Below are 20,643 nucleotides of genomic sequence, written 5' to 3'. Positions count from 1 at the left end.
AGTTCAAACACGTTTCATTTTTTCAATTAAATTATTTGTAAATTGACGATCACAGACTAAATTCGCTAGGATTGAGGTTCAGCGCTGTACAAATATCTTTGACAACCTTCTTCTCTTGATCATCAAAATCTCCGTCTGCAGCACCAATTGCGCAGCATACCGCAATGATGATTCGTCCAACTTCCGGCTTATTGTTAAACTTGGAAATAACTTTAAGCGCCTCTTGCTTGCCTACAATGCCTGAGAACTCAAAGTTGCCAGCAAAGTGGTTAAAGCGAGCGATGACATTACTGACATCAAATACTTTAAGTTCTTCGCTGCGGCTGATGTAACCAATCATCTTTTCTTTTTCTGAATTACCAATGCTGCCATCCGCGGCTGCTACAATCGCACAACCTGCTACAACGGCATCCAGAAAATCTTTGTTCTGAAATTTTTTGACTTGCTCTGACAAGCCCGTTTTCGCGCTTGAAAACCATGATTTAAACGTACTCATTTCAGCACCACCTATATGATTTAGTAACACATTTTGACTATAGGCTACATTTTTCTCCACAATAGTCTATGTTCACAGTTTATACGATTACACATTTGTTTTCAAATATTGGAATTTCGAAGCGGCTATGGGGAATAATTCAACCTAAACGTCATAAAACCGCCCAAAGCGGACGGTTAATTAGACTAAGTAAATGAAATAGAAATGAGTACCAACAAAAACTGACTTTTAGATAGCAGCCTCTACTTTCGTGTAGCGATTTGCAGGATTCGGTACACCTAGGTTTCCCCGCAATGTGTCAGATTCATACTCTTTTCGGTATATACCGCGCAGACGAACGCTTCTATATTCTCAATATTCATAGCAGTGCCCCTCCTAGCTCATGCCGCATATTATTACGGGTGATCCAATTCCGCCCTTTTCCTTTGGCAAAATAGAGCGCTTGATCCGCATGCTCAAGCACTTCATGTGCCGACATTCCGTCTAGTGGGAATGAGGAGACTCCCAATGTATTCACGATTTTCTCCTTGCCGCTTTGACCACTAATGAGCTTAGCTACTACTGGATTAGCACTCACATTCTGACCTAAACGATTGTGCTCTGGATTATAAATAAGATTACCGGCTCCATCGACCACATAGATATATGAACCCGATGGAGAGTAGCTGTTAGAACCGAATATATCATTTAATACATTGTTTTCTCGTAAATAAATAGTGCCCCCTAAAGAGCCCAGATACTGGCTTGTTGAATTAAATAGGGGGTTTGTCAAAACCTAAACAATGAAAAGCACGAAATTCGTGAATGCGGCCTTCCGCCAATTAGTAAATTAAAAGGTTTCGTGGTAACTAAACCTTCCAGTTCAATACGGTTTCCAGCATGGATTTCAGATGTTTCACTCGGTGCAGCTCAGGTTTTGCTTTTACTATATTAAATTCATCCCTTATATGCTGGATGAAATCAATCCGTAAGTGTTCTAGCTGCTCCCCTGTTAAGACGTACGAATAATCTACGACTGATTCGTAGGTATGGTACCATTCGCTATTTTCCAAGAACGTAAAGGATGAACGTTCGTACCATTCTTTTACATGACTCTTCAATGCAGCTGTAATGGTAACATCGTTCCCCGACATTGCGTAGAGTCTATCAGAAGAAATTAGGTTTCTGTACTTGATCATGTTGTCATCCGGGAACGAATTGGGAAGTGCATAAAACTGGATGACAGAGTCCAAAATCTCCATATAGGCTTGTGGTCCAGCCTGTTTCGGATTAAATTGACACTTAACCGCGGCATGGGCGATGCTCTTAAGCAAACTTAGAGCTTCTGCGGCTTCCTTTTTATCAGGCGAACCTTGAAAAAACAACCCTTGCTTTCCCGCACGAATTTCAGCCCGGTCAATCGCATCATGGATCGCATCTTCAAATTGATCTTTGCTGTACGGTGCCCACTGATCGATATGATCGGTAAGTTCCACGCTCATGCCAAACTCCCTACGGATAATGCTCAGCAGGTTAATCCCGCCACTGCCGTTTACTACAGCAAATATATCGTGTAAAAACCTTTCCATGTTTTTTGCCTTTTTCGTGGCCCCCATAATTTCACTAGGAATTGTATAAATGGTCTCAGCCTTTTTTTGTTCGAGATCGGTAATAAGCTGCTTCAATTCTGAGAGTAATGGATGCTCCATTCTTCAATCCTCCACGTCTTTTTACTACTAGATAGTTCCCCCTCCAACTCGTTTTTATCAAGTTCAGACCATTTATGAAAAACAAAAAAGGCTTGCTCCGACATGTAGGAGAAAACCTAATTTCCTTTCCAGGGCATGATCTGGATGGTTCATTAGAATGCACTCGGTACAATAACCATAGACATCAAGCTTGTAGCTAATGGGCTTGAAACTGTTGGTTAGTGTGGGGAGCCCGAAACGCTCCGTCACTAAATCAAGAAATCGTGCCGTAACTCAGTCCTATAAATTATTTTTCCATCTTCTGATAGATATCGATGGCAGATAATGGCTTTGCGGAATTTAGAATAAGATCTATCATGGCTTTGCGCTGTTCAGTTAATCGCATGCCCTTGCTAGCTAATTTCTTAAACTGTTCCTGCAAGTCATGATGGTCATCTATTGGATGCTGTCCCTTCATTCGAAGTGCTCTCCTTCTACTTCAGCTATGATACAGCTCCAGCTGGTGCTGCATCTCTAGGTAAGGTTCTTGGATTGTAAGCTGCATAACCGTGAGCGATTTTCTCGTAACTCATTTCACTATCTTCAATGATCATTTTGCGCTTGGCCTTCAAAATAATTTGTTCAATGTCAGCAAAGCTGCAGCCTTGCAGCAGTTCCTTCGACTGCTCGATGAGCTTCCTATTTTCCTGCGAATCCCCAAGTAATTTAGTCAAAAACACATCAAGCTCCGCTTTGCCAGGCAATTCATACGTCATTCGCGTATCAAACCGACGCCACACGGCCGTATCCAATTCTTCTTCCAAATTCGTCGCGGCAATAAATGTGCTATTACTATGGAATTCATCTAGACATTGCAGCAAAGTATTGACCACTCGCGCCATCTCTTTCACTTCATCAATAGAATCTCTAGCCCTTGCAATAGCATCGAATTCATCGAGAAACAGCACACATGGTGCAAGCTTGGCGAATTCGAATATTTTTCGAATATTCGATCCCGTTTCACCGAGATGACTATGAATAATCGCATCCAATCGAACGACAATGAGTGGAAGCTCCAAACGAGACGCCAGATAATAGGCCGTTAATGTTTTCCCCGTTCCCGGCGGGCCAAACATAACGATTTTATTCGGAACAGACACTTCGGCTTCTTCGAACTTTTGTTTCATATTCTGAATGGTTATAAATTCTTCCACGATTTGCTGATTATTTTCTTGCAGGACGATATGTTTGATTTTCTTCAGACACTCATCAGGTGTATAAACAGTTGCCGTTTCAATCCCTTTGGATTTGGGCAGCCTGATATTCTTTTTAGTGGTCATATCTTTAATTGCTCCTCATTTTGTACGTATTCGCTGCCTAAACCTCATTCTCAAAGGATTCAGCGCATTGCTGGATCATCTGACAAAAGGAACGGTTGTGGCCTATGTAAAAGGATGAAAGATCGTATCGGTTCCTCGCGGGTTCAAAGGAAATCAACAAGCGATGTCTCATGCGCTTCATGGTCAATTGGACAAATTTCTCAGCTCGCTCAGAGGCTATGATCGTGAGATAAGCATACAGGGAATGGTCTTCTGGTTCGTCAAGTGGGCTTACACCTGCACAAGAGAATTCAGTCGCTATTTGCTTCTGCTGAAGTAATATCAAGGCTGGAAACAATTCCGTATCCACGTGGATATGTCCGAGAAGTGTAGTCTTCTTAGCATGCTTGCGCTGTTTCTCACGTGCCGCCCATTGCAATAATTCTTGCTCGCGGCGACGCCACTGAGCATTCGTGTGATGACTTAGAATGACTTCTTTTTCCTCATTGGTATTCAAACTCATCAAGCCCATCAGCCTCCTCTTGGATAATCCCCTTCACAAAGCAGAAAACCCGGACAAGTAAGCCCGGACTTTCTTGGTTTATTACCGTGTTTCGCGATGAAGAGTGTGACGCTTCAGACGTGGACAATACTTTTTCAGCTCCAAACGAGAGGTTTGTGTTCTTTTATTCTTCGTCGTTGTATAGTTTCTGTCACCTGTTTCCGTACACGCCAATGTAATAATGACTCTCATGCTGTTCACCTCCTATCATACATCATTGCTGAATTTATTGTGGCAAAGGGCAGGATTCTTCCAACTCCATCATGGAATTCGGCAGCTCATCCTCGAAACGATTCCAATCGCTAAGCATTTCAGCATCTGTTAACAAGCAGGCATCCAAAGAAGCGACGATATTAACTCGGTCTATCTCCATGCCGATAAATACAACCTTGTTAATGCGATCTCCATAGGTATCATCCCAATGCTTGATTTGATCCGCGTCTTCTTCAAGAACAGCTTCTCTTTCACCATCTGGCAGCGCCGACACCCAATACCCAGCTGGACCGAAGCGAATAGAAGGACCCGCTTGACTTAAGTTCTGAGCGTGATCGTTGCGCGTTGCAAGCCACATGATCCCTTTAGCTCGGATGATCTCCGCTGGCCAATCTTCCATCCAACTCATTAGCCGCGAAGGTTCGAACGGACGAATTCTTTCATAGACGAAAGAGGAAATGCCATATTCTTCGGTTTCTGGTGTATGTGTTTCCTTCTCCATCTCCCGCATCCAACCTGCGGACGTACTTGCTTCATCAAAATTAAATAAATGGGTGTTCAAAATATCTGTTGGAGCAACCTTCCCGTGAACTGAGCGAATGAATTTGGCTCTAGGTTGTAATGCGCGTAGTACTTCCTCTAGCTCAATCAGCTCATCTTCTTCCAGCATGTCACATTTGTTCAAGATCAGGACATCACAAAACTCAATTTGATCAATCAGAAGATCTACAACTTCGCGTGTATCGTCTTCACCCACAGCTTGACTGCGTTCAAGGAGCGTTTCTCCAGAGGAATAATCCGTCCAGAAACGGTAGGCGTCTACGACAGTTACCATCGTGTCGAGACGGCAAAATTGCGTAAGATCAATCCCCTGCTCTTCATCCATATAAGTGAATGTTTGCGCAACCGGTAAAGGTTCACCTACACCCGTAGATTCAATAAGGATATAGTCAAATTTATTCACTTTAGCAAGCCGCTCTACTTCCTTCAAAAGGTCGTCACGTAGTGTACAGCAGATGCAGCCATTCGACATTTCTACCAGGCTCTCATTCGTGCGGGAAAGTCCGTTGCCTTCTCTAATCAGATCAGCATCGATGTTGACCTCACTTAAATCGTTCACAATAACCGCAACTTTTAAGCCATCGCGATTATGCAGCACGTGGTTTAATAGCGTTGTTTTGCCTGCTCCCAAATAACCGCTTAAGACGGTCACAGGTATTTTATGATCCACCAATGTCATAACCTCTTTTTATTCGTAATATTTACGTATTTACATCAAAAAAAACAATCTCAACTTCGATTTATTCATTTAACGCTTTTTTCAATGCTTCTAGGTTATTCGTCATAACACCGATGTAATCAAGGTTTTTCTTTTTTTCATCATCCGTTAATCCCTCTAATGGATTCAGCACATCCGTTTTCGCACCGACTTCTTTTGCAATTGTATTCGCCACCTTTGGATCTACAAGCGTTTCAAAGAAAATCGTTTGTACGTTATTATCTTTCGCAAATTTAATAATTTCTGCCATTTTATCTGGGGCTGGCTCTTCCTCAGGGGAAAGTCCGGCAATAGGAACCTGTGTCAGCCCGTATTCTTTGGCCAAATAGCCAAAAGCAGCATGCTGCGTAACGAATTCTTTACGCTTTACATTTTTAAGGCCCGTTTTGAATGACTCGTCCAAAGCTTTAAGCTTTCCGATATAGGCATCCGCATTTTTACGATAATCTTCTTTGTGAGCTGGATCAGCTTGCGTTAATCCTATTACAATGGCCTCAATCTCTTTTTGAGCAAGAACCGGTGTTAACCAAACATGAGGATCTAGGATTTCGTCCCCATGCGCTTCTTCTTTATGATCTTTATCTTCTTCCTTGTGATCTTCTGCATGCTCGTCTTCCGGTAAGCCTTCCATCAATTCAATTCCTTTAATAGCTTCAACAACAACACGATTCTTATTTTCAGCGCTCTTAAGTGCCTGCTCCGCCCATCCTTCTACGATACCGTTGTAAACGAACAGATTGGCGTTCTTCAATTGTGTCATATCTTTCGCACTAGGCTCCCAATCATGGGGTTCAGTCCCCGACGGGACTAGAGAGATAACATTGGCATGATCACCTGCAACCTGTTTCGTGAATTCATACATGGGATAGAAGCTTGTAACGACATTTAATTTGCCATCGCTTGAAGCGGTGTTGGATGCACAGCCCGATAAGAGAGCAGCTGATAGTACGGTAAATGTAAGTGATTTTGTTACCCCTATTTTTTTCATTGGTTATTCCTCCTGATATTTGTTAAATGATGAAATTGTCGTTTCTTTGGACATCCGAGGGATGGTGTCAACTGAATTTCTTGCTTTGCTTTTGCTAAATGTCAGAACGACCTTTTTCAAACCCATGCCAGCAATAAGAATAACTAAGAGAAGCAGTGCTATCGTTCCTCCCGGAGGTGTACTAAGCTGATAAGAAGCGGTGAGTCCGGAAATGACACCAAGTAAACCAATGCTCATAGCTATAAAAAGTGCGGATGTAAAACTAGGTGCAATCCGAATGGCAAGTGCCGCGGGCAGTACAATTAGTGCCGATACGAGAAGAACGCCCACGATAGGCATAGCCGCGGAAACTATCATTCCTGTTATAACGCTAAATCCAAGTGAGATCCATTTCACAGGGAGCCCATTCGTCTTAGCCGTATCTTCGTCGAATGTTATCTGATAAAGCGGACGACGGAATATATAGAAAAAGATACCCCCCATCATCGCTACCGCAAACATTAGCAGAAGCTCGGTTTCATTCACAGCAACTATAGAGCCGAATAAATAAGCGGAGAAGCCTTTATTAAGACTTTGATTAAGACTCATAATGATCACTGTTGTAGATAATCCACCCACCATGATGATGGCAACCGAAATTTCACTATAGGTTTTATATGACCTCCTTACATATTCAACAACTATGGCTCCCAGCGTAGCTACGACGAATCCAGTCAAGGTTGGATTAATTTTTAGATATGCACCTCCTGCAACCCCTGCCAAAGAAACATGGGAGAGCATGTCAGCCATCAGAGCTTGTCTGCGAAGCATGAGATAGACACCCAGAATCGAAGCTAGGATCGCAATTAACCCACCGGCACAAAATGCCCGCTGCATGAAGTCGTAGTGCAGCATTTCCATCCGCCATCCTCCTTCCTCTCCAGCTCAATAATACGATCCAGATAGGGAGCGACCTCGGATAAGCCATGGGTCACTATAACAACGGTTCGCCCGAGAGCTTTCACTTGATGGTGCATCATCTCATAGAAGCCAAAGCGGCTATCCTGATCCATCCCTGTCGTCGGTTCATCGAGAACAAGCATATCGGGCTCCTGTGCAAGCGCTCTGGCAATGCAAATACGCTGCTTTTGGCCGCCAGAGAGTTCACCGATCTTGCGCTTGCGCAAATCCCACATCCCAACCTGACGAAGTGCTTTCTCCGTCTGCACCTCATCTTCTTTGTCGAGTTTACGAAACCATGAGCGGCTTGCATACCTGCCTGATTGGACAAACTCCAATATCGTGCTAGGGAATCCACTGTTGAAGGCGGAGATTTGCTGAGACACGTAGCCCACTTTCAGCCTTTTTCCTTCTTTATTAATAGAAGACAAGAAAATGGTCCCTTTCCAAGGATCAAGCAAGCCAAGAAGCAATTTCAGCAAGGTCGACTTGGCTGCACCATTGGGGCCCGTTATTGCTACAAATTCACCCGATTGGATCTCTACACTTGCGTCTTGAATACATGGGACGTCATTGTAGCCGAATTCTACCTCATCCATGGAGGCTACCAGCATAAGAACAAATCCTTTCCGACTTTATATGTAATAATTACGATTTTACATGATGACTATCCTTCATTTATATGTCGAAGCCCAAGCTATAAGTCATTTATTTGGTTACGGCCGATAAATCGTAATAATTACTTATTACACTGAAGAATATATCTTTTTCCAGAGGTTGTGTCAACAAGAAATCTTTGCTGGTGATATGCGCTGCTTGAGGTACCACATAGAAAAACGACGTTCCCCCATGGAGAGAACGCCGTAAATGATATCGAAAAGTGCACGGTATTATTTTTTTATTAAACCAAACGAGGTATTTAGAATGGTTTCGATTTGTTCCACAGGTACCCCTGTTTTCTCAAGAATACGGGTACCACGCAAGGCATTCGCCAAGAAGGCTCCTAATTCTTTGCTTGTGAAATGAGTCGTAATCTCTCCAGTGGCTTGCCCTCTACTAATCACTTCCTCAAGCACAAGCTGGACGTCACTAAACATTCTTTCAACTTCATTGGTTACTTCCTCATCGCTCATTCCAAATTCCAACGCTGTGTTGACCATCAGACATCCGTTGCGGCTATCCTCTTTTTTCGAACAAAGTGAAGCGGATTTAACGGCGTCTAGAATTTCCGTTGGCGAACTGCCTTGATCGACCATTTCTTGAAGTGAATCGAGATTTTGCGCTCGATACAGGGCAAGTGCTTTTAGAAAGAGTGAGCGTTTGTCTTCAAAGACGCCATACAGACTTTGTTTTTTGACCTGAGTCTTCGTGGTGAGATCTTCGAATGAGGTTGCTTTGTAACCTTTTGCCCAAAAAACTTCCATCGACTGATTCAATACTTTATCAACATCAAATTCTCTTGGTCTGCTCATAAGTGGATCATACACATAGTTGACTATGAAGTCAAGAATACGAGGGGATGATTTTCTGAGTTTCGCGAAAATAATTTTAGTAAGATGAATAAAAATCCATTTAATCCACAAAATACTCCTACACCACAAAAAAGGAGTGAATCAAATGGCTAGAAGAAACAGCAATACATTAGTCGTGCAACAAGCAAGAGCAGCTCTTGACCAAATGAAATATGAAGTCGCGCAAGAATTAGGTATTCAAATTCCGCAAGATGGTTATTACGGCTACATGGCTACTCGTGATACTGGCGCAATCGGTGGTAACATAACAAGAAGATTAGTTCAACTTGCCGAACAACAACTAACCGGCGGAATTAGACGTTAATTCCTTTGGCGATGTGCAAGCAAAACGAAAAGACTGTAACCACCACTTCCTCCTTTGGTGATTTCAGTCTTTTTTTATGCTCAGGTAACGAATTCCATGAATACTGGGGACCGAAGTTTTCCGTTTCGGGTCCAATTTCTCGTCTTAATCCTCGCCATAATGCGTGGTTCCATATAGGCAAAATTCTTGTCTTCCTTGAATACTAAGCGATTCTTCACACTGACTAAGGCTTTCTGGTGAATTGGTGTTACACCTGACTCTATAACCCCGACTGGGAACTTAGAGCCATCAGCTGCATCAATAGACGCCAATAAGGCAAAATTATTTTTTCTGTAACCGGATATGTATACATCCGCATAAGTCCAATTAATCACCTTTTGCCACTGTTTGGAGCGTTTTTCTACTTCATATCTGGAATTCGCTTTTTTAGATTTAATGATGATGCCCTCAAGTCCCCGCCCACGAACCTGCTCAAAATATTCAACTGCATTTCCCTCAAACACTTTAACCTTTTTATAATTCTCATTTTCAATGAAAGCCTTGTCCAACAGTTCTTTGCGCCGCAGTAAAGTTAGACCCGTGACGTCAATTCCTTTGTATCTCAAGATGTCAAATGCGCAGAATATCACAGGTGTTTTGTTTTTACTTGATAAAAACCTAACCGACATGGCTTCAAAGTCTGATTTCCCTTGATCATCAATAACCATTAATTCACCATCAAGTATGGTTCCTTCAGGCAGGGGGCAATTATACAATTCGGGAAATTTATTTGTAATCAGTTGATTATGCCTCGTATAAATATAGAGTTTATCCATATTAGAAATAATACACCTTAAACCATCTAATTTTAATTCCGCTATATGATTTTTACTGTAAAATGGCTTATTATCTTTTGCGTCGTACGCTAGCATAGGAGAAACGAACATTTTTTTATCACCCTAAGCTAAATGATACTGCACCGTTATTCATCTGCCTAATGGAACTTGGAGGAAAAATGGATGTGATGATCTCCACTCAAATGGGCGGATCTTTTCGACGCGAATAACAGCACTTTTCTTCGGTTGGCATCCAACGATCTGTTTTGTGATTTGATAGGAGGAACGAACCTTCTGCATCGGCTTGGGAGAAGATCGTGGGTTGGTATGGGCACGTCAATGGGGACTTGATTTGATAAAGCTGGGATGGGATTTTGCTAGCTGGCTCCGATAGAAACAAAGAAAAAAATTGGTGATCTAAGCCTAGACAAGTCTATAGCTTTAAAAATGTTATATCTAGGTCAATCAAAGAGCAAAGCGTATAAGTTTAACGAAATAAATTTTTTAACAAGAACAGAAGTAAAAAAGCTAAAGAGAGTTGTTAGAGGCGAAAACTTCAATAAGCTATCTATATCAATCAACTTTACAGATTTTCCTTTTACATATTCAATGGCTGTTGTTGTAAAAAATGCCGTCTATTATGAATTATTAGATTAAGCAAATCTGCCCGTTAGCCGTCCGTGCATCCCCTGCAATGCACCACAAAGCATGAAAGTTAACCCGTTCTTTCATGGTAGTTGAGCGAATCGGTTTGGCAGTGTTATCAGTTGTTGTCCTTCTGGTTAACAGCCGTCATGCAGTCCGCTCCGCGCTGTTGCTGTCGAGAATGGGATAATGTTCATATCAATATCGGGAATGGGATAATACAAAAAAGCCGCGATTTACGCGGCGATTAATAAGATAATATTCGTCCCAGTGTTCAAAAAAATGTTATTCATTCTTCATCATCTACTATCAATATAACTTTCCCTAGGCTATGCCCCGTCGCAATCTTAGCAATCGCGGCATTCACTTCGTTAAAGGAGTACTCGGAATCAATCACTGGATTAATGTTGGTTTTTTCAAAATACTGTGTGATTGCAGCTAGTTGTTGTCCATTCGGCTGCACGTATATGAAGTCATAACTTTTCCTTTGCCATTTAGCGATACCATCAAAAGGTGCTCCCAGTAGACTGAATAGAATTTTTTTCGTCGTTGCTAGTTCTGGGATTTGATTAGCATAGCGGGCGTTGGGGCCTGCGTTTAACGACACTAATTTTCCACCAGGCTTCAGTATCTTCATTTGTTTATGAATTTCGCTGGCTCCTCGGGTATCAATAACGTAATCATAATCTGTCAGCATGTAAACATAGTCTTGTGTTGTATAGTCGACAAACTCATCTGCCCCGAGTCTTTGAGCCAAGGCATGTGCGGACCCGCTACCACTAATGGTGACGAACAGCCCTAGTGACTTTGCATAAGGAACGGCAATCTGACCAAAGCCTCCCGTACCACCAGAGATAAATAATTTCCCCCCTTGTTTAGCATCTAGAATAGCTAGAGACTGAACGATCGTTAGAGCAGACAGTGGCACGGCCGCCGCTTCTTTAAATGAGAGATTGGCTGGCATTTTAGCCACGATCGCAGCATCTACGGCTACATATTCAGCAAAAGCTCCCATCGTATCTAGCGGTGGCATGGTGTAAACCTTATCACCAACTCTCAAATCCATGACATCGGAACCAACTTCAACCACAACGCCGGCCAACTCGTTGCCCAGCGTCAACGGAAAGGCATAACGATCAAACAACTTAACTTTGCCGGTAATCGCCAAGATAAGGTGTGGATCAACCCCAGCTACCTTAGTCTTAATCAAAATCTGCGTTGATTTGATTGTTGGAATAGAAATTGTATTGATCTGTGCAGTTAATTTTTTGGAATACCGAGAGATTTGTACAGCCCTCATTGGGTATGCTCCTTTACCTTTGATGATCTGGACTGTTTTGTGTACTGATTGAAGTAGACATAAAATTAATACTTTTATATCTACTTTACGAAAATTCCTTTTAAAAATTTCTCTGCAAATGTCACGGGCAAAGCCCTTCCATTTTAAAACAATTACTTTTTTTTCCTCATTCCATGAAACGGTTGCTAGAGGGGAATCATACGTTGATTCAGCTCCTTTAGGATATCTAAATCGTATAACAGAGAATCAATATCGATTTACTCGTTCATTGTTTAACGTTTCCCGTTCGAATCAATGCTCCGTCCTGTCCTGTGAGCTTCTAATTAAACGGGTCATCATCATACGAGGCAGCAACCGCGGCATAAACGCAATGAAACGGTTGCGGGCACCGGGCATTATTAATGTCTTGCCACGCAAGAAGCCTCGATACCCTTCTTCAGCCACCTGTCCAGCTTCCATGATCGCGCCCTTCAACATTTTCGAGGCGCCCATTCCCGAACGATCAACAAATCCGGTTGACGTCAGCCCCGGGCATAATGCGGTTACAGTCACGCCTGTTCCGCTCACTTCGTTCGCCAAAGCTTCGGTGAACGACAACACGTACGCCTTCGTTGCATAGTAAACAGACATCATCGGTCCTGGGAAGAAACCCACCAAGGAAGCTACATTCATCACTCCACCTTGCCCGCGTTTGATCATATCCGGTAAGAATAGCTTCGTCATAACCGTCAGAGCCTTGATATTAACGTCAATCATATTCACTTCTTGCTCCATATCTGTTTCCATAAATGTCCCAAACAAACCGAAGCCGGCATTGTTGACCAAATAGTCAACGGTAATCCCCTTCTCCTTGAGCTCCGTGAAGATTTCCTCGGGTACCCCTGGTGCCGCCACATCCTTGGCGATGACCGTTGCCTGAATGCCGTATTTTTTTCGATATTCCTGTGCGAGTTCCACTATTTTACTCTCGCTGCGAGCCACCAGCACTATATTATGTCCGCCCTTGGCAAACCGATCAGCTAATTCTTTACCGATCCCTCCGGAAACCCCTGTGATAAGAACCGTCTTTCTCATTCTGGTATCCCACCTCATATTTAAATGTTATGTTTAAATCATATTGTAACGTTTCCAGCTACCTGGATTTGTAAACTAAACGAAACGAGTTCATTTACACGTGCTCAGCTGCGAAGACTTCGAGCTAAGTTGTAATTGCTTGATATAGCCGTTTCTTGTTTTCTTGGGCCAGGGCACGCACGGAGAGACTGAAAATTCGGGAATGATCATTCTAATAAAACAAAAAAAATATGTCGCTTTTCTAAAAGGTATATGTCTCTGTCATCGGAAATCCAGCTACGAGAGCTCGGCTTAGAACGTTACAATTACTTTGCCTTGCGAATGGCCAGTAGAGACTTTAACCAATGCCTTGTTAATGTCATTAAAATGATAAACGGAGTCTATTGAGGGCTTGATGTTTTCTTGTTCAACAAGATTAGTGACCTCTTGTAACTGACTGCCATTGGCCTGCACGAATATAAAACGATATTCAATTTGATGCTTGCGTGCCAAAGAATCGATGCGGGACCCAACTAAGCCAAACAATAGTCTTTTCCATAATGGAAAATTCCGATCAGCCGCAAAGTGATAATTTGGCGCAGCTTTCAAGGATACCAATTTTCCTTGGGGTTTTAAAATCCCCATTTCGGCTTTGATCTCTTTGGTTCCCAAGGTGTCGATCACATAATCAATGTCGGATAGAACGTCTGCATAGTTCTCTTCTTTATAATTGATGAATTGGTCTGCGCCAATCGACAGGGTACGTGATCTGCCTCTTTCACTGCCGCTTGTAATGACATACAAACCCATGGATTTGGCGATAGGAATTGCCATTGCACCAAAGCCTCCGGTTCCTCCAGGAATAAACAGCTTTTTATTGGGCTGAGCATGAAGTATATCATGTAATGCTTGATATGCCGTCAAAGCAGTCAGGGGTACAGCCGCTGCTTCAGTAAACGAAAGATTTTCAGGCATGATGGCTATAGCCTCTTCCTTCACCGCTGCGTATTCCGCAAAAGCTCCAATTTGGTTTATCGGCAATCGCGTATAAACATGATCACCCACACGGAAATTCACAACCTCTTTTCCTACGGCTTCAATAATGCCGGATAGTTCATTTCCTAAAGTTAATGGGAACTCATAATCAGAAATCATCCGAACACTGCCATTTATAATTAGAATATCTAATGGATTTACCCCCGCAGCTTTTACGTTAATGAGAACCTCATCGCTATTGATTACCGGTATTTCCACCTCATTCAGTTCCAGTTGAATTTTTTTTGAATACTTGTGCATTTGCGCTGCTCTCATGTCTTATCCTCTTTCTATGCATAATCAGTGCTCGCGGAAGATGTATGGCGAACAATTTTCAGTTGTACGCCATTTTTACCTATACCTATTGTTACCTTTCTTTAGAAGCTAATTCAGTCATCGTAGGGTAATCCGTATATCCCTTGCTTCCGTGACCAAAGAATGTTGCCGGATCCGCTTCATTCAATGGCGCACCTTTTTGAAGTCGTTCCACTAAATCTGGATTAGCTAATGACCATATACCGACGGGTACGAGATCAGCAAGACCACTATCTATGTCAGCGCTAAGATCTACCAGTGCCCGTCCAGCCCGATTAACTAACAATGGATTCGTCCAGAGGGAACGAATGTCTCGGAGCAGTTCTTCATTTCCGAGGTGCATAATATGAAGGTAAGCTAAATCCAATTGAGCTAATTCTTGCACCAGGTAACGGTAAAGTTCAGGACCTTGTTCACCATCTTGAATTCCCCCAAGAGGGGTCCCAGGCGATATGCGGAAGCCAGTTCTTTCGGCTCCAATCTCATCGACGATGGCTCTTGCTACTTCAATGGCGAAGCGAGCACGATTTTCTATAGATCCGCCATATTCATCCGTCCGCGTATTCGAACTTTCCGCGATAAATTGATTAATCAGATAACCGTTAGCTCCATGAATTTCAACACCATCAGCTCCTGCTGCAATAGCTGCCGCAGCCGCTTTGCGGAAGTCTTTAATGGTCGTTTGAATATCTTCTTTACTTAACTCACGTGGTACGGGGATATCCTGCATGCCTGTAACAGTAAACATTTCTACACCTGGCGCGATGGGGGAAGGTGCAACGGGTTGTCGATGATGGGGTGTATTGTCGGGGTGCGACATACGACCGGCATGCATCAATTGGATATACATATACCCACCTGCTCCATGCACTGCATCTGTAACTTTTCTCCACCCTTCAATATGCTTTTCCGTATAGATCCCGGGAGTCCACAAGTAACCTTGACCATCATCTGAAGGTTGCGCACCTTCTGTAATAATAAGTCCCATGGATGCGCGCTGGGCGTAATAAAGGGAAGCCTCCTCTCCAGGCGTACCGTCTTGTTGAGCTCTACTACGTGTCATTGGTGCCATCGCTAACCGATGAGGCAATTCCATTTTTCCGATTTTCGTTTTACTCCACAACTTTTCCATTCTTCCATATTCCCCTTTTCAAATGATTTATCCCATCAATCGAATAAATATTACAGCCCTTCAAAGATCGGATAGATTGGCCCTCTCAAATTGAAATCATAATTCTGGTCTACGATCCCTACCACTTCGTTGCTATCAAAAAGATCCAGCATGAAGCTCGCCATTTGCTTGGCAGTATGGTACTTAGGCAAGTTGGCTTTGTAATCAAAATCTTCGACATCGATTGATTTTTTCACGAATTCCGTTTCCGTTATGGCTGGTGCTAGAATTTTTGCCTTTGTTTTCGCGCCTTTCAGTTCGAGTTCTTTTGCAAGCCCTTCTGTGAAGGCACTCACATAATATTTAGATGCAGAGTAAGCAACACTACCGACAGCAATGATATATCCGAGTGCTGATGACACGTTAATTAACTGAGTACCTTCTACGTCAGCATAATCTCGCACATATAGTGTTGAAAGAATGGTCAAGGATTCGATGTTAACGCGTAACATGGTTTCGACTTTTTGTAGTTTCTGTTCGGCTACGAAGGAGCCTTCACCAAGCCCTGCATTATTAATCCATGTCTCGATTTGATATTCCTTTAAATCGTTATACAGTGTATAGGCTTGATCCGTAACCGACAGGTCGCTTGTACGAATCACAACATCCACGTCAGGATGGTTATTTTGGATCGTCGATTTAAGCTCTTCTAATTTGTCCAATCTTCTGGCTACCAAAATCAAGTTTTTGCCACGTGCAGCGAACGCCAATGCTGTCTCATATCCAATGCCGGAGCTTGCTCCTGTGATCACGGTGTACTTCATATTAATCTCTCCTCCAGATTCATGTGTGTAATATAATTAAAGAATGATCGTTCTAATTAGAATAAAAAAAATTAGTTATAAATCTAACTTGCTTTTACTATATCATTTCTAGAACGAACGGTAAAGAATTTTTTTGAAGGATTAAATCCTACCTATGCCTAGAAAGTGATCCCGTTGGTCATTATACCCAAAGTTCTTCTCTTTTACGGTCAGGATACTAGTTCTTTTCTCGGAGAAAGACAAGAACTTGTATCATTGCAACAAATAAGGGTGTTCAGTTGCCCCTTCAGCTCTATCTGCTATTCGCCCGTATTGTTATGCTATTCAAAAATGACACTGGTTGTAGTCACGTTCAATCTAATACAGCCAGCGTCGTATCAACAATATCCTTTAGCTTTTGTTGATCCGTCGTGGTCTTAACCAATGTGCGTAGTCCCAACCAGGCATTCATTAAAAAGCGAGACATAACTTTAGCTTCAAGGTTAGCCCTGATTTCACCGGTTTGCTGCCCTTCCTGAAGAAGTTGAGTCAAAAACGCTTCAGTCTTGGAATAACTTTCCTCAACCAAGGAGGCAACTTCCGGATCCAATACGCCCAATTCCACACCCGAATTCACAAGTAAACATCCCAGAGGCTCTCCTTCATTTCTCAATGTCAATTGGAACATTTCCCGGATTAATTCCTTGACCGACTTTTGCTTTTCAACGAGAAATCTCATTTTTTGGGTTTGCTTAGCTTCATACCGTTCGAGAGCTTTCATAAACAAGGCATGCTTATCCCCAAACGTATCATAGATACTTCTCCGATGAATGCCCATAAAATCAACTAATTCCTGCATTGAAGTTTTCTCATATCCTTGTGTCCAAAACAGTTGTATTGCTTTATCCAATACTTCATTAATTTCAAATTCTTTGGATCTTGCCATTGTTATCACCTCAGACAATCATTATACATTTAAGTGAACAATCAGCAAACTGGATGTGAAAAAAACAAAAATAAAATCAAGCGTGGCGCTCGATTTTATTCTTTATAATGCAGTACACGATGATTCAGCTCGGTTTAACGAAGGATTCTTCGTTTGTCCGTATTCACCAAACATTTTGGTTCCTTTATGCTTCCGTTTTATATAACCTTCAGGAACCATCAGCCATTAAATACTCGTGTTCTATTGCTATTTAGTTTAATTTTTACTATTTCAAAGGCTTTTTACTCTCAGTTCCATTCAACAACCATTCAAGTGAACATCCGAATTTTAAATTGAATAGAAACGACCGTTTCTACGGAAGGCTTACTTTTTCCGGACTCTATATCACTTAAACTCCCTTGGGAAACTCCTATTAACTTAGCAAATTCAATTTGATTAAGGTTATGTATTTTTCTGAAATCGTCTTACGTTGTCTCTAATGACATTCAAAAAACTCACTCCACAAATGGTTATAAAAAATCCCGATGTATCAAGGCTTTGAGCCACATCGGGACTGACTTAGTTGTGACAAATGTACGTTCCAAATCGATGACAAACTATATTACAAACGATGACAAAGTGAAAAACAAACTCACATAACCTTTTCTCTATTGCAGTGGAACCAACCGCTGCCGCGATGCTTCAAACAGCAGCACCGTCGCGGCCATCGCGACGTTCAGTGATTCCGCTTTGCCCTGCATCGGAATAATCACCTGAACATCCGACTGTGCAGCGACCTCTGGCGACACGCCCTTGGCTTCGTTGCCGAGGATCAGCCACGTCGGCTGCCGCAGGTCCGTATCGTAACACGAGCGCTGCGCCTGCAGGCTCGTGGTCACAAGCCGCACGCCGCGCTCGCGCGCTCGCGGCAGCAGCTCAAGAAGATCTGCCTCCACAATCGGCAGATGATACATCGATCCCATCGTTGAGCGGATCGTTTTGGGATTGTACAGATCGACCGTGCCGCGGCCGAGCACAACAGCCTTAGCCCCGACGGCATCCGCGCTGCGAATGATCGTGCCAAGGTTGCCCGGATCCTGAACGCCGTCCAGGACCACCACAAGATCATGCTCGCCGGCGAGCAGCTCTTCCATGCCAAGCTGCGGCCGAGCCACAACGGCCAAAACCCCCTGTGGCGTCTGCGTATCTGAGCATTTTTCCAGCACAGCCTGGCTGACGCCAACCCACTCCACAGACCCTACGACCTGCTCAGGTAATCCAGCAGGAACCCCTTTTTCCAAGCTATAGATAATGGTCTCCACCGGAACTCCCGCACGCAATGCTTCCTCTACGAGATGGTAACCCTCAATGATATATTTCCCTTGTTTGTCCCTGCCCCGGCGATCTAAAAGCTGGGCCCATTCTTTGGCTCTGGCATTCTGAACAGACATAATTTCTGTATGTGAACTTGTCATTTATCATTACCTACTCTGCAAAAGTCACTTCAAAAGTTTGAAGATTTGAATTTTTACCTACAATAACCAGAATATCATCTTGTTTAAGCGGCTCTTCCCCACTTGGCGGAATGACCAGCTGTTCATTTTGTTTGATCGCAATGACATTACAGCCATATTTAGCCCGGATATCGAGCTGTCTGAGGCTTTTACCAATTATTTGTGGAGACACCTTAATCTCAACGATACTGTAATCGGCAGATAGCTCTATGTAATCGATAATATTGGATGAAATAAGATGGTGCGCCACTCGTTGTCCCATATCTCTTTCTGGATAAACGACTTTGTCTGCTCCAATCTTTTTTAACACTTTTCCATGCAGATCATTTACAGCTTTCACTACAGTCGTAGGTATGCCCATTTCTTTGAGGATTAATGTAGTCAGAATACTCGCTTGAATATCCTCTCCAATAGCCACAACCACAACGTCAAAATTACGAATACCTAGAGCTCGCAGCGCTTCTTCATCCGTAGAATCTGCTTGAACGGCATGTGTGACGAAAGCGGAAACCTCTTGAACCGTCTCTTCACGATGATCAATAGCAAGGACCTCAAACCCTAATTGTGACAATGTTTTAGCGACGCTAGACCCGAATCTTCCCATCCCAATAATCGCAAATTGTTTTCTCACTGTTGGCGTGTCCTCCAAACTCCTAAGATAATAAAGATTATAACATACTCATAGCCCGTATCTCACTATGAAAGGTGGCGAAGTATGGAAGGATGAACGGCTTGATACTTGCGCATATTAATAACGATAACGACATGGAAGCGAGGTCCACAAATGAACATCACCCTAAGACAGGCCATTGTCCAGAGAGTCCAGAATAAATCGAATAATGAGCTTCAGGAAGTGATTGAGGATTCCATCGGCGGAGAAGAACGGGTTCTGCCCGGACTTGGTGTGCTTTTCGAAATCATATGGCAGCATAGTGAAGCAAATATCCAAAACCAACTCGTAGAAACACTCAAAGAATATCTCGAATAACTCTACAATATCTGGCCAGCTAGCGGGTTGCCTGTGGCATTCCCTTAGCTGGTTTTATCCTAATCAGGGAACTTACAGGCAGTCGGAAATCTTCCTTGAAGACGGCGAATCGCAGTGCCACTCCTAAAAGAATCCCAAGCTGGTCTCAGTATGTTTAAAATATCATGAAACGTCTCGAATGGATAATAGGCCGTTCCTTCCTCTTTCAAATACCTAGCAAGACTCGCTCGCGCAAAAATCCAATCGGCAAAGCCGGAGCCATAATAGTCACTGCTGCCATCACCGATATAAATGACAAGCCATCCTTCCTCTTTTAGCTGCTTAACAACACTTGCCTTGCAGCACCCGCACCATTTGCATGCTGGATTCGTATTCTGAACCCCGAACTGAAATTCACCATCCTCCAAATAGGTAATCGGATTCCCGATAACATGGTTCACTTTCACTTGTTGTCGATTTAATATTTGCTCGATATAGTAAAGCATACCGTCACTTAAAACCGTAACCGGCACATCCTTCTGCCCACAAAAACCAATAAAATCCCGCGCTCCGTCCCGCAAATTTACACTCTCTAGCAATCGGTCCACGTGCTCCTGCCGATCAGCAAGCAATGGATACGCCGCTTCAATCCAAGCCAAAGAACCCACCTTTTTCTCTCGAAAAAGTCTCGATGCTTCAATAACCTTAGGTTCTTTTAGCACATCTAATCCTTCCATCAAAACATCGCCAACATCCTGTTCCATCAGTGTTCCGTCAAAGTCTGTTACGACCGCAATCTTTTGCATGTCTTACTAACCTCCAATAGCTTTGAATCAGTCCAATCAAAAAAATCCCCCTCTT

General features: G+C 42.9%; 25 protein-coding genes. 2 read left to right on the top strand and 23 right to left on the bottom strand.

Features of this window, described 5'->3' with window-relative positions:
- Positions 1–49: 49 nt before the first annotated feature.
- From QFZ78_RS29585 to QFZ78_RS29530, 12 genes are all read right to left on the bottom strand, one after another.
- Positions 50–496, bottom strand: a complete 447-nt coding sequence (locus tag QFZ78_RS29585) for a tellurite resistance TerB family protein (RefSeq protein WP_307552853.1) — start codon at positions 494–496, stop codon at positions 50–52.
- Positions 497–854: 358 nt separating this feature from the next.
- Complete coding sequence (locus tag QFZ78_RS29580) at positions 855–1,133, bottom strand: hypothetical protein (RefSeq protein ID WP_307552852.1); 279 nt, start codon at positions 1,131–1,133, stop codon at positions 855–857.
- Between the two features lie 211 nt (positions 1,134–1,344).
- Complete coding sequence (locus QFZ78_RS29575) at positions 1,345–2,184, bottom strand: hypothetical protein (RefSeq protein WP_307552850.1); 840 nt, start codon at positions 2,182–2,184, stop codon at positions 1,345–1,347.
- A gap of 286 nt (positions 2,185–2,470) precedes the next feature.
- Positions 2,471–2,641: a hypothetical protein gene (locus QFZ78_RS29570; RefSeq protein WP_307552849.1), complete on the bottom strand. Its 171-nt coding sequence runs from the start codon at positions 2,639–2,641 to the stop codon at positions 2,471–2,473.
- Between the two features lie 25 nt (positions 2,642–2,666).
- Entirely contained in the window at positions 2,667–3,503 is an 837-nt protein-coding gene (locus QFZ78_RS29565) for an AAA family ATPase (RefSeq protein WP_307552847.1), read from the bottom strand.
- A 37-nt stretch (positions 3,504–3,540) separates the two neighbouring features.
- Positions 3,541–4,005, bottom strand: coding sequence for a hypothetical protein (locus tag QFZ78_RS29560; protein WP_307555949.1), 465 nt, complete (start codon positions 4,003–4,005; stop codon positions 3,541–3,543).
- Between the two features lie 81 nt (positions 4,006–4,086).
- The gene (rpmG, locus tag QFZ78_RS29555) at positions 4,087–4,236 is read right to left on the bottom strand and encodes a 50S ribosomal protein L33 (protein WP_029195131.1); all 150 of its coding nucleotides are present in this window, start codon (positions 4,234–4,236) and stop codon (positions 4,087–4,089) included.
- A 34-nt stretch (positions 4,237–4,270) separates the two neighbouring features.
- A complete protein-coding gene (locus tag QFZ78_RS29550; protein WP_307552845.1) occupies positions 4,271–5,497 on the bottom strand; it encodes a GTP-binding protein in 1,227 nt (408 codons plus the stop codon).
- Between the two features lie 61 nt (positions 5,498–5,558).
- Positions 5,559–6,524 (bottom strand): metal ABC transporter substrate-binding protein, encoded by a 966-nt coding sequence (locus tag QFZ78_RS29545; protein ID WP_307552843.1) that lies wholly within the window; start codon positions 6,522–6,524, stop codon positions 5,559–5,561.
- 3 nt (positions 6,525–6,527) lie between these two features.
- On the bottom strand, positions 6,528–7,424 hold the full coding sequence (locus QFZ78_RS29540; protein WP_307552842.1) for a metal ABC transporter permease: 897 nt from the start codon (positions 7,422–7,424) through the stop codon (positions 6,528–6,530).
- Positions 7,370–8,077, bottom strand: coding sequence for a metal ABC transporter ATP-binding protein (locus QFZ78_RS29535; RefSeq protein WP_307552840.1), 708 nt, complete (start codon positions 8,075–8,077; stop codon positions 7,370–7,372). The genes QFZ78_RS29540 and QFZ78_RS29535 overlap by 55 nt, the downstream gene beginning before the upstream one ends.
- 276 nt (positions 8,078–8,353) lie before the next feature.
- Positions 8,354–8,935 carry a TetR/AcrR family transcriptional regulator gene (locus tag QFZ78_RS29530; protein ID WP_307552838.1) on the bottom strand — a complete coding sequence of 194 codons (582 nt, stop codon included), beginning with the start codon at positions 8,933–8,935 and terminating at the stop codon, positions 8,354–8,356.
- Between the two features lie 145 nt (positions 8,936–9,080).
- Between QFZ78_RS29530 and QFZ78_RS29525 the strand changes: the two genes are divergently transcribed.
- Positions 9,081–9,299 (top strand): alpha/beta-type small acid-soluble spore protein, encoded by a 219-nt coding sequence (locus tag QFZ78_RS29525; protein WP_029195127.1) that lies wholly within the window; start codon positions 9,081–9,083, stop codon positions 9,297–9,299.
- 80 nt (positions 9,300–9,379) lie between these two features.
- Here QFZ78_RS29525 and QFZ78_RS29520 read toward each other — a convergent pair whose 3' ends face one another.
- The 10 genes from QFZ78_RS29520 to QFZ78_RS29480 all read right to left on the bottom strand — a co-directional run bounded on the left by QFZ78_RS29520 (position 9,380) and on the right by QFZ78_RS29480 (position 19,446).
- Entirely contained in the window at positions 9,380–10,225 is an 846-nt protein-coding gene (locus QFZ78_RS29520; RefSeq protein WP_307552835.1) for an ATP-dependent DNA ligase, read from the bottom strand.
- A gap of 823 nt (positions 10,226–11,048) precedes the next feature.
- Entirely contained in the window at positions 11,049–12,059 is a 1,011-nt protein-coding gene (locus tag QFZ78_RS29515) for an NADP-dependent oxidoreductase (RefSeq protein ID WP_307552833.1), read from the bottom strand.
- A gap of 291 nt (positions 12,060–12,350) precedes the next feature.
- Complete coding sequence (locus QFZ78_RS29510; RefSeq protein WP_307552831.1) at positions 12,351–13,133, bottom strand: SDR family NAD(P)-dependent oxidoreductase; 783 nt, start codon at positions 13,131–13,133, stop codon at positions 12,351–12,353.
- 291 nt (positions 13,134–13,424) lie between these two features.
- Positions 13,425–14,423, bottom strand: a complete 999-nt coding sequence (locus QFZ78_RS29505) for an NADP-dependent oxidoreductase (RefSeq protein ID WP_307552829.1) — start codon at positions 14,421–14,423, stop codon at positions 13,425–13,427.
- Positions 14,424–14,514: 91 nt separating this feature from the next.
- Positions 14,515–15,594: an alkene reductase gene (locus QFZ78_RS29500; protein WP_307552827.1), complete on the bottom strand. Its 1,080-nt coding sequence runs from the start codon at positions 15,592–15,594 to the stop codon at positions 14,515–14,517.
- 50 nt (positions 15,595–15,644) lie between these two features.
- Positions 15,645–16,397 carry an SDR family NAD(P)-dependent oxidoreductase gene (locus tag QFZ78_RS29495; RefSeq protein ID WP_307552824.1) on the bottom strand — a complete coding sequence of 251 codons (753 nt, stop codon included), beginning with the start codon at positions 16,395–16,397 and terminating at the stop codon, positions 15,645–15,647.
- Between the two features lie 352 nt (positions 16,398–16,749).
- The gene (locus QFZ78_RS29490; RefSeq protein ID WP_307552822.1) at positions 16,750–17,322 is read right to left on the bottom strand and encodes a TetR/AcrR family transcriptional regulator; all 573 of its coding nucleotides are present in this window, start codon (positions 17,320–17,322) and stop codon (positions 16,750–16,752) included.
- Between the two features lie 308 nt (positions 17,323–17,630).
- Positions 17,631–17,771, bottom strand: a complete 141-nt coding sequence (locus QFZ78_RS38660) for a helix-turn-helix domain-containing protein (protein ID WP_373461147.1) — start codon at positions 17,769–17,771, stop codon at positions 17,631–17,633.
- Between the two features lie 198 nt (positions 17,772–17,969).
- Positions 17,970–18,776 carry a TrmH family RNA methyltransferase gene (locus QFZ78_RS29485; RefSeq protein ID WP_307552820.1) on the bottom strand — a complete coding sequence of 269 codons (807 nt, stop codon included), beginning with the start codon at positions 18,774–18,776 and terminating at the stop codon, positions 17,970–17,972.
- Positions 18,777–18,786: 10 nt separating this feature from the next.
- Positions 18,787–19,446, bottom strand: coding sequence for a potassium channel family protein (locus tag QFZ78_RS29480; RefSeq protein ID WP_307552818.1), 660 nt, complete (start codon positions 19,444–19,446; stop codon positions 18,787–18,789).
- 153 nt (positions 19,447–19,599) lie between these two features.
- Between QFZ78_RS29480 and sspI the strand changes: the two genes are divergently transcribed.
- The gene (gene sspI, locus QFZ78_RS29475; RefSeq protein WP_307552816.1) at positions 19,600–19,803 is read left to right on the top strand and encodes a small acid-soluble spore protein SspI; all 204 of its coding nucleotides are present in this window, start codon (positions 19,600–19,602) and stop codon (positions 19,801–19,803) included.
- A gap of 59 nt (positions 19,804–19,862) precedes the next feature.
- On the opposite strand, the gene QFZ78_RS29470 is transcribed toward sspI, so the two are convergent.
- Positions 19,863–20,588, bottom strand: coding sequence for an MtnX-like HAD-IB family phosphatase (locus tag QFZ78_RS29470; protein ID WP_307552814.1), 726 nt, complete (start codon positions 20,586–20,588; stop codon positions 19,863–19,865).
- Positions 20,589–20,643: the final 55 nt, after the last annotated feature.

Origin of the sequence: Paenibacillus sp. V4I5 (assembly GCF_030817255.1) — a bacterium.
Classification (GTDB): domain Bacteria; phylum Bacillota; class Bacilli; order Paenibacillales; family NBRC-103111; genus Paenibacillus_E.
The sequence above is the reverse complement of the archived record's forward strand: the minus strand, read 5'-3'. Positions and strand labels throughout refer to the sequence as shown.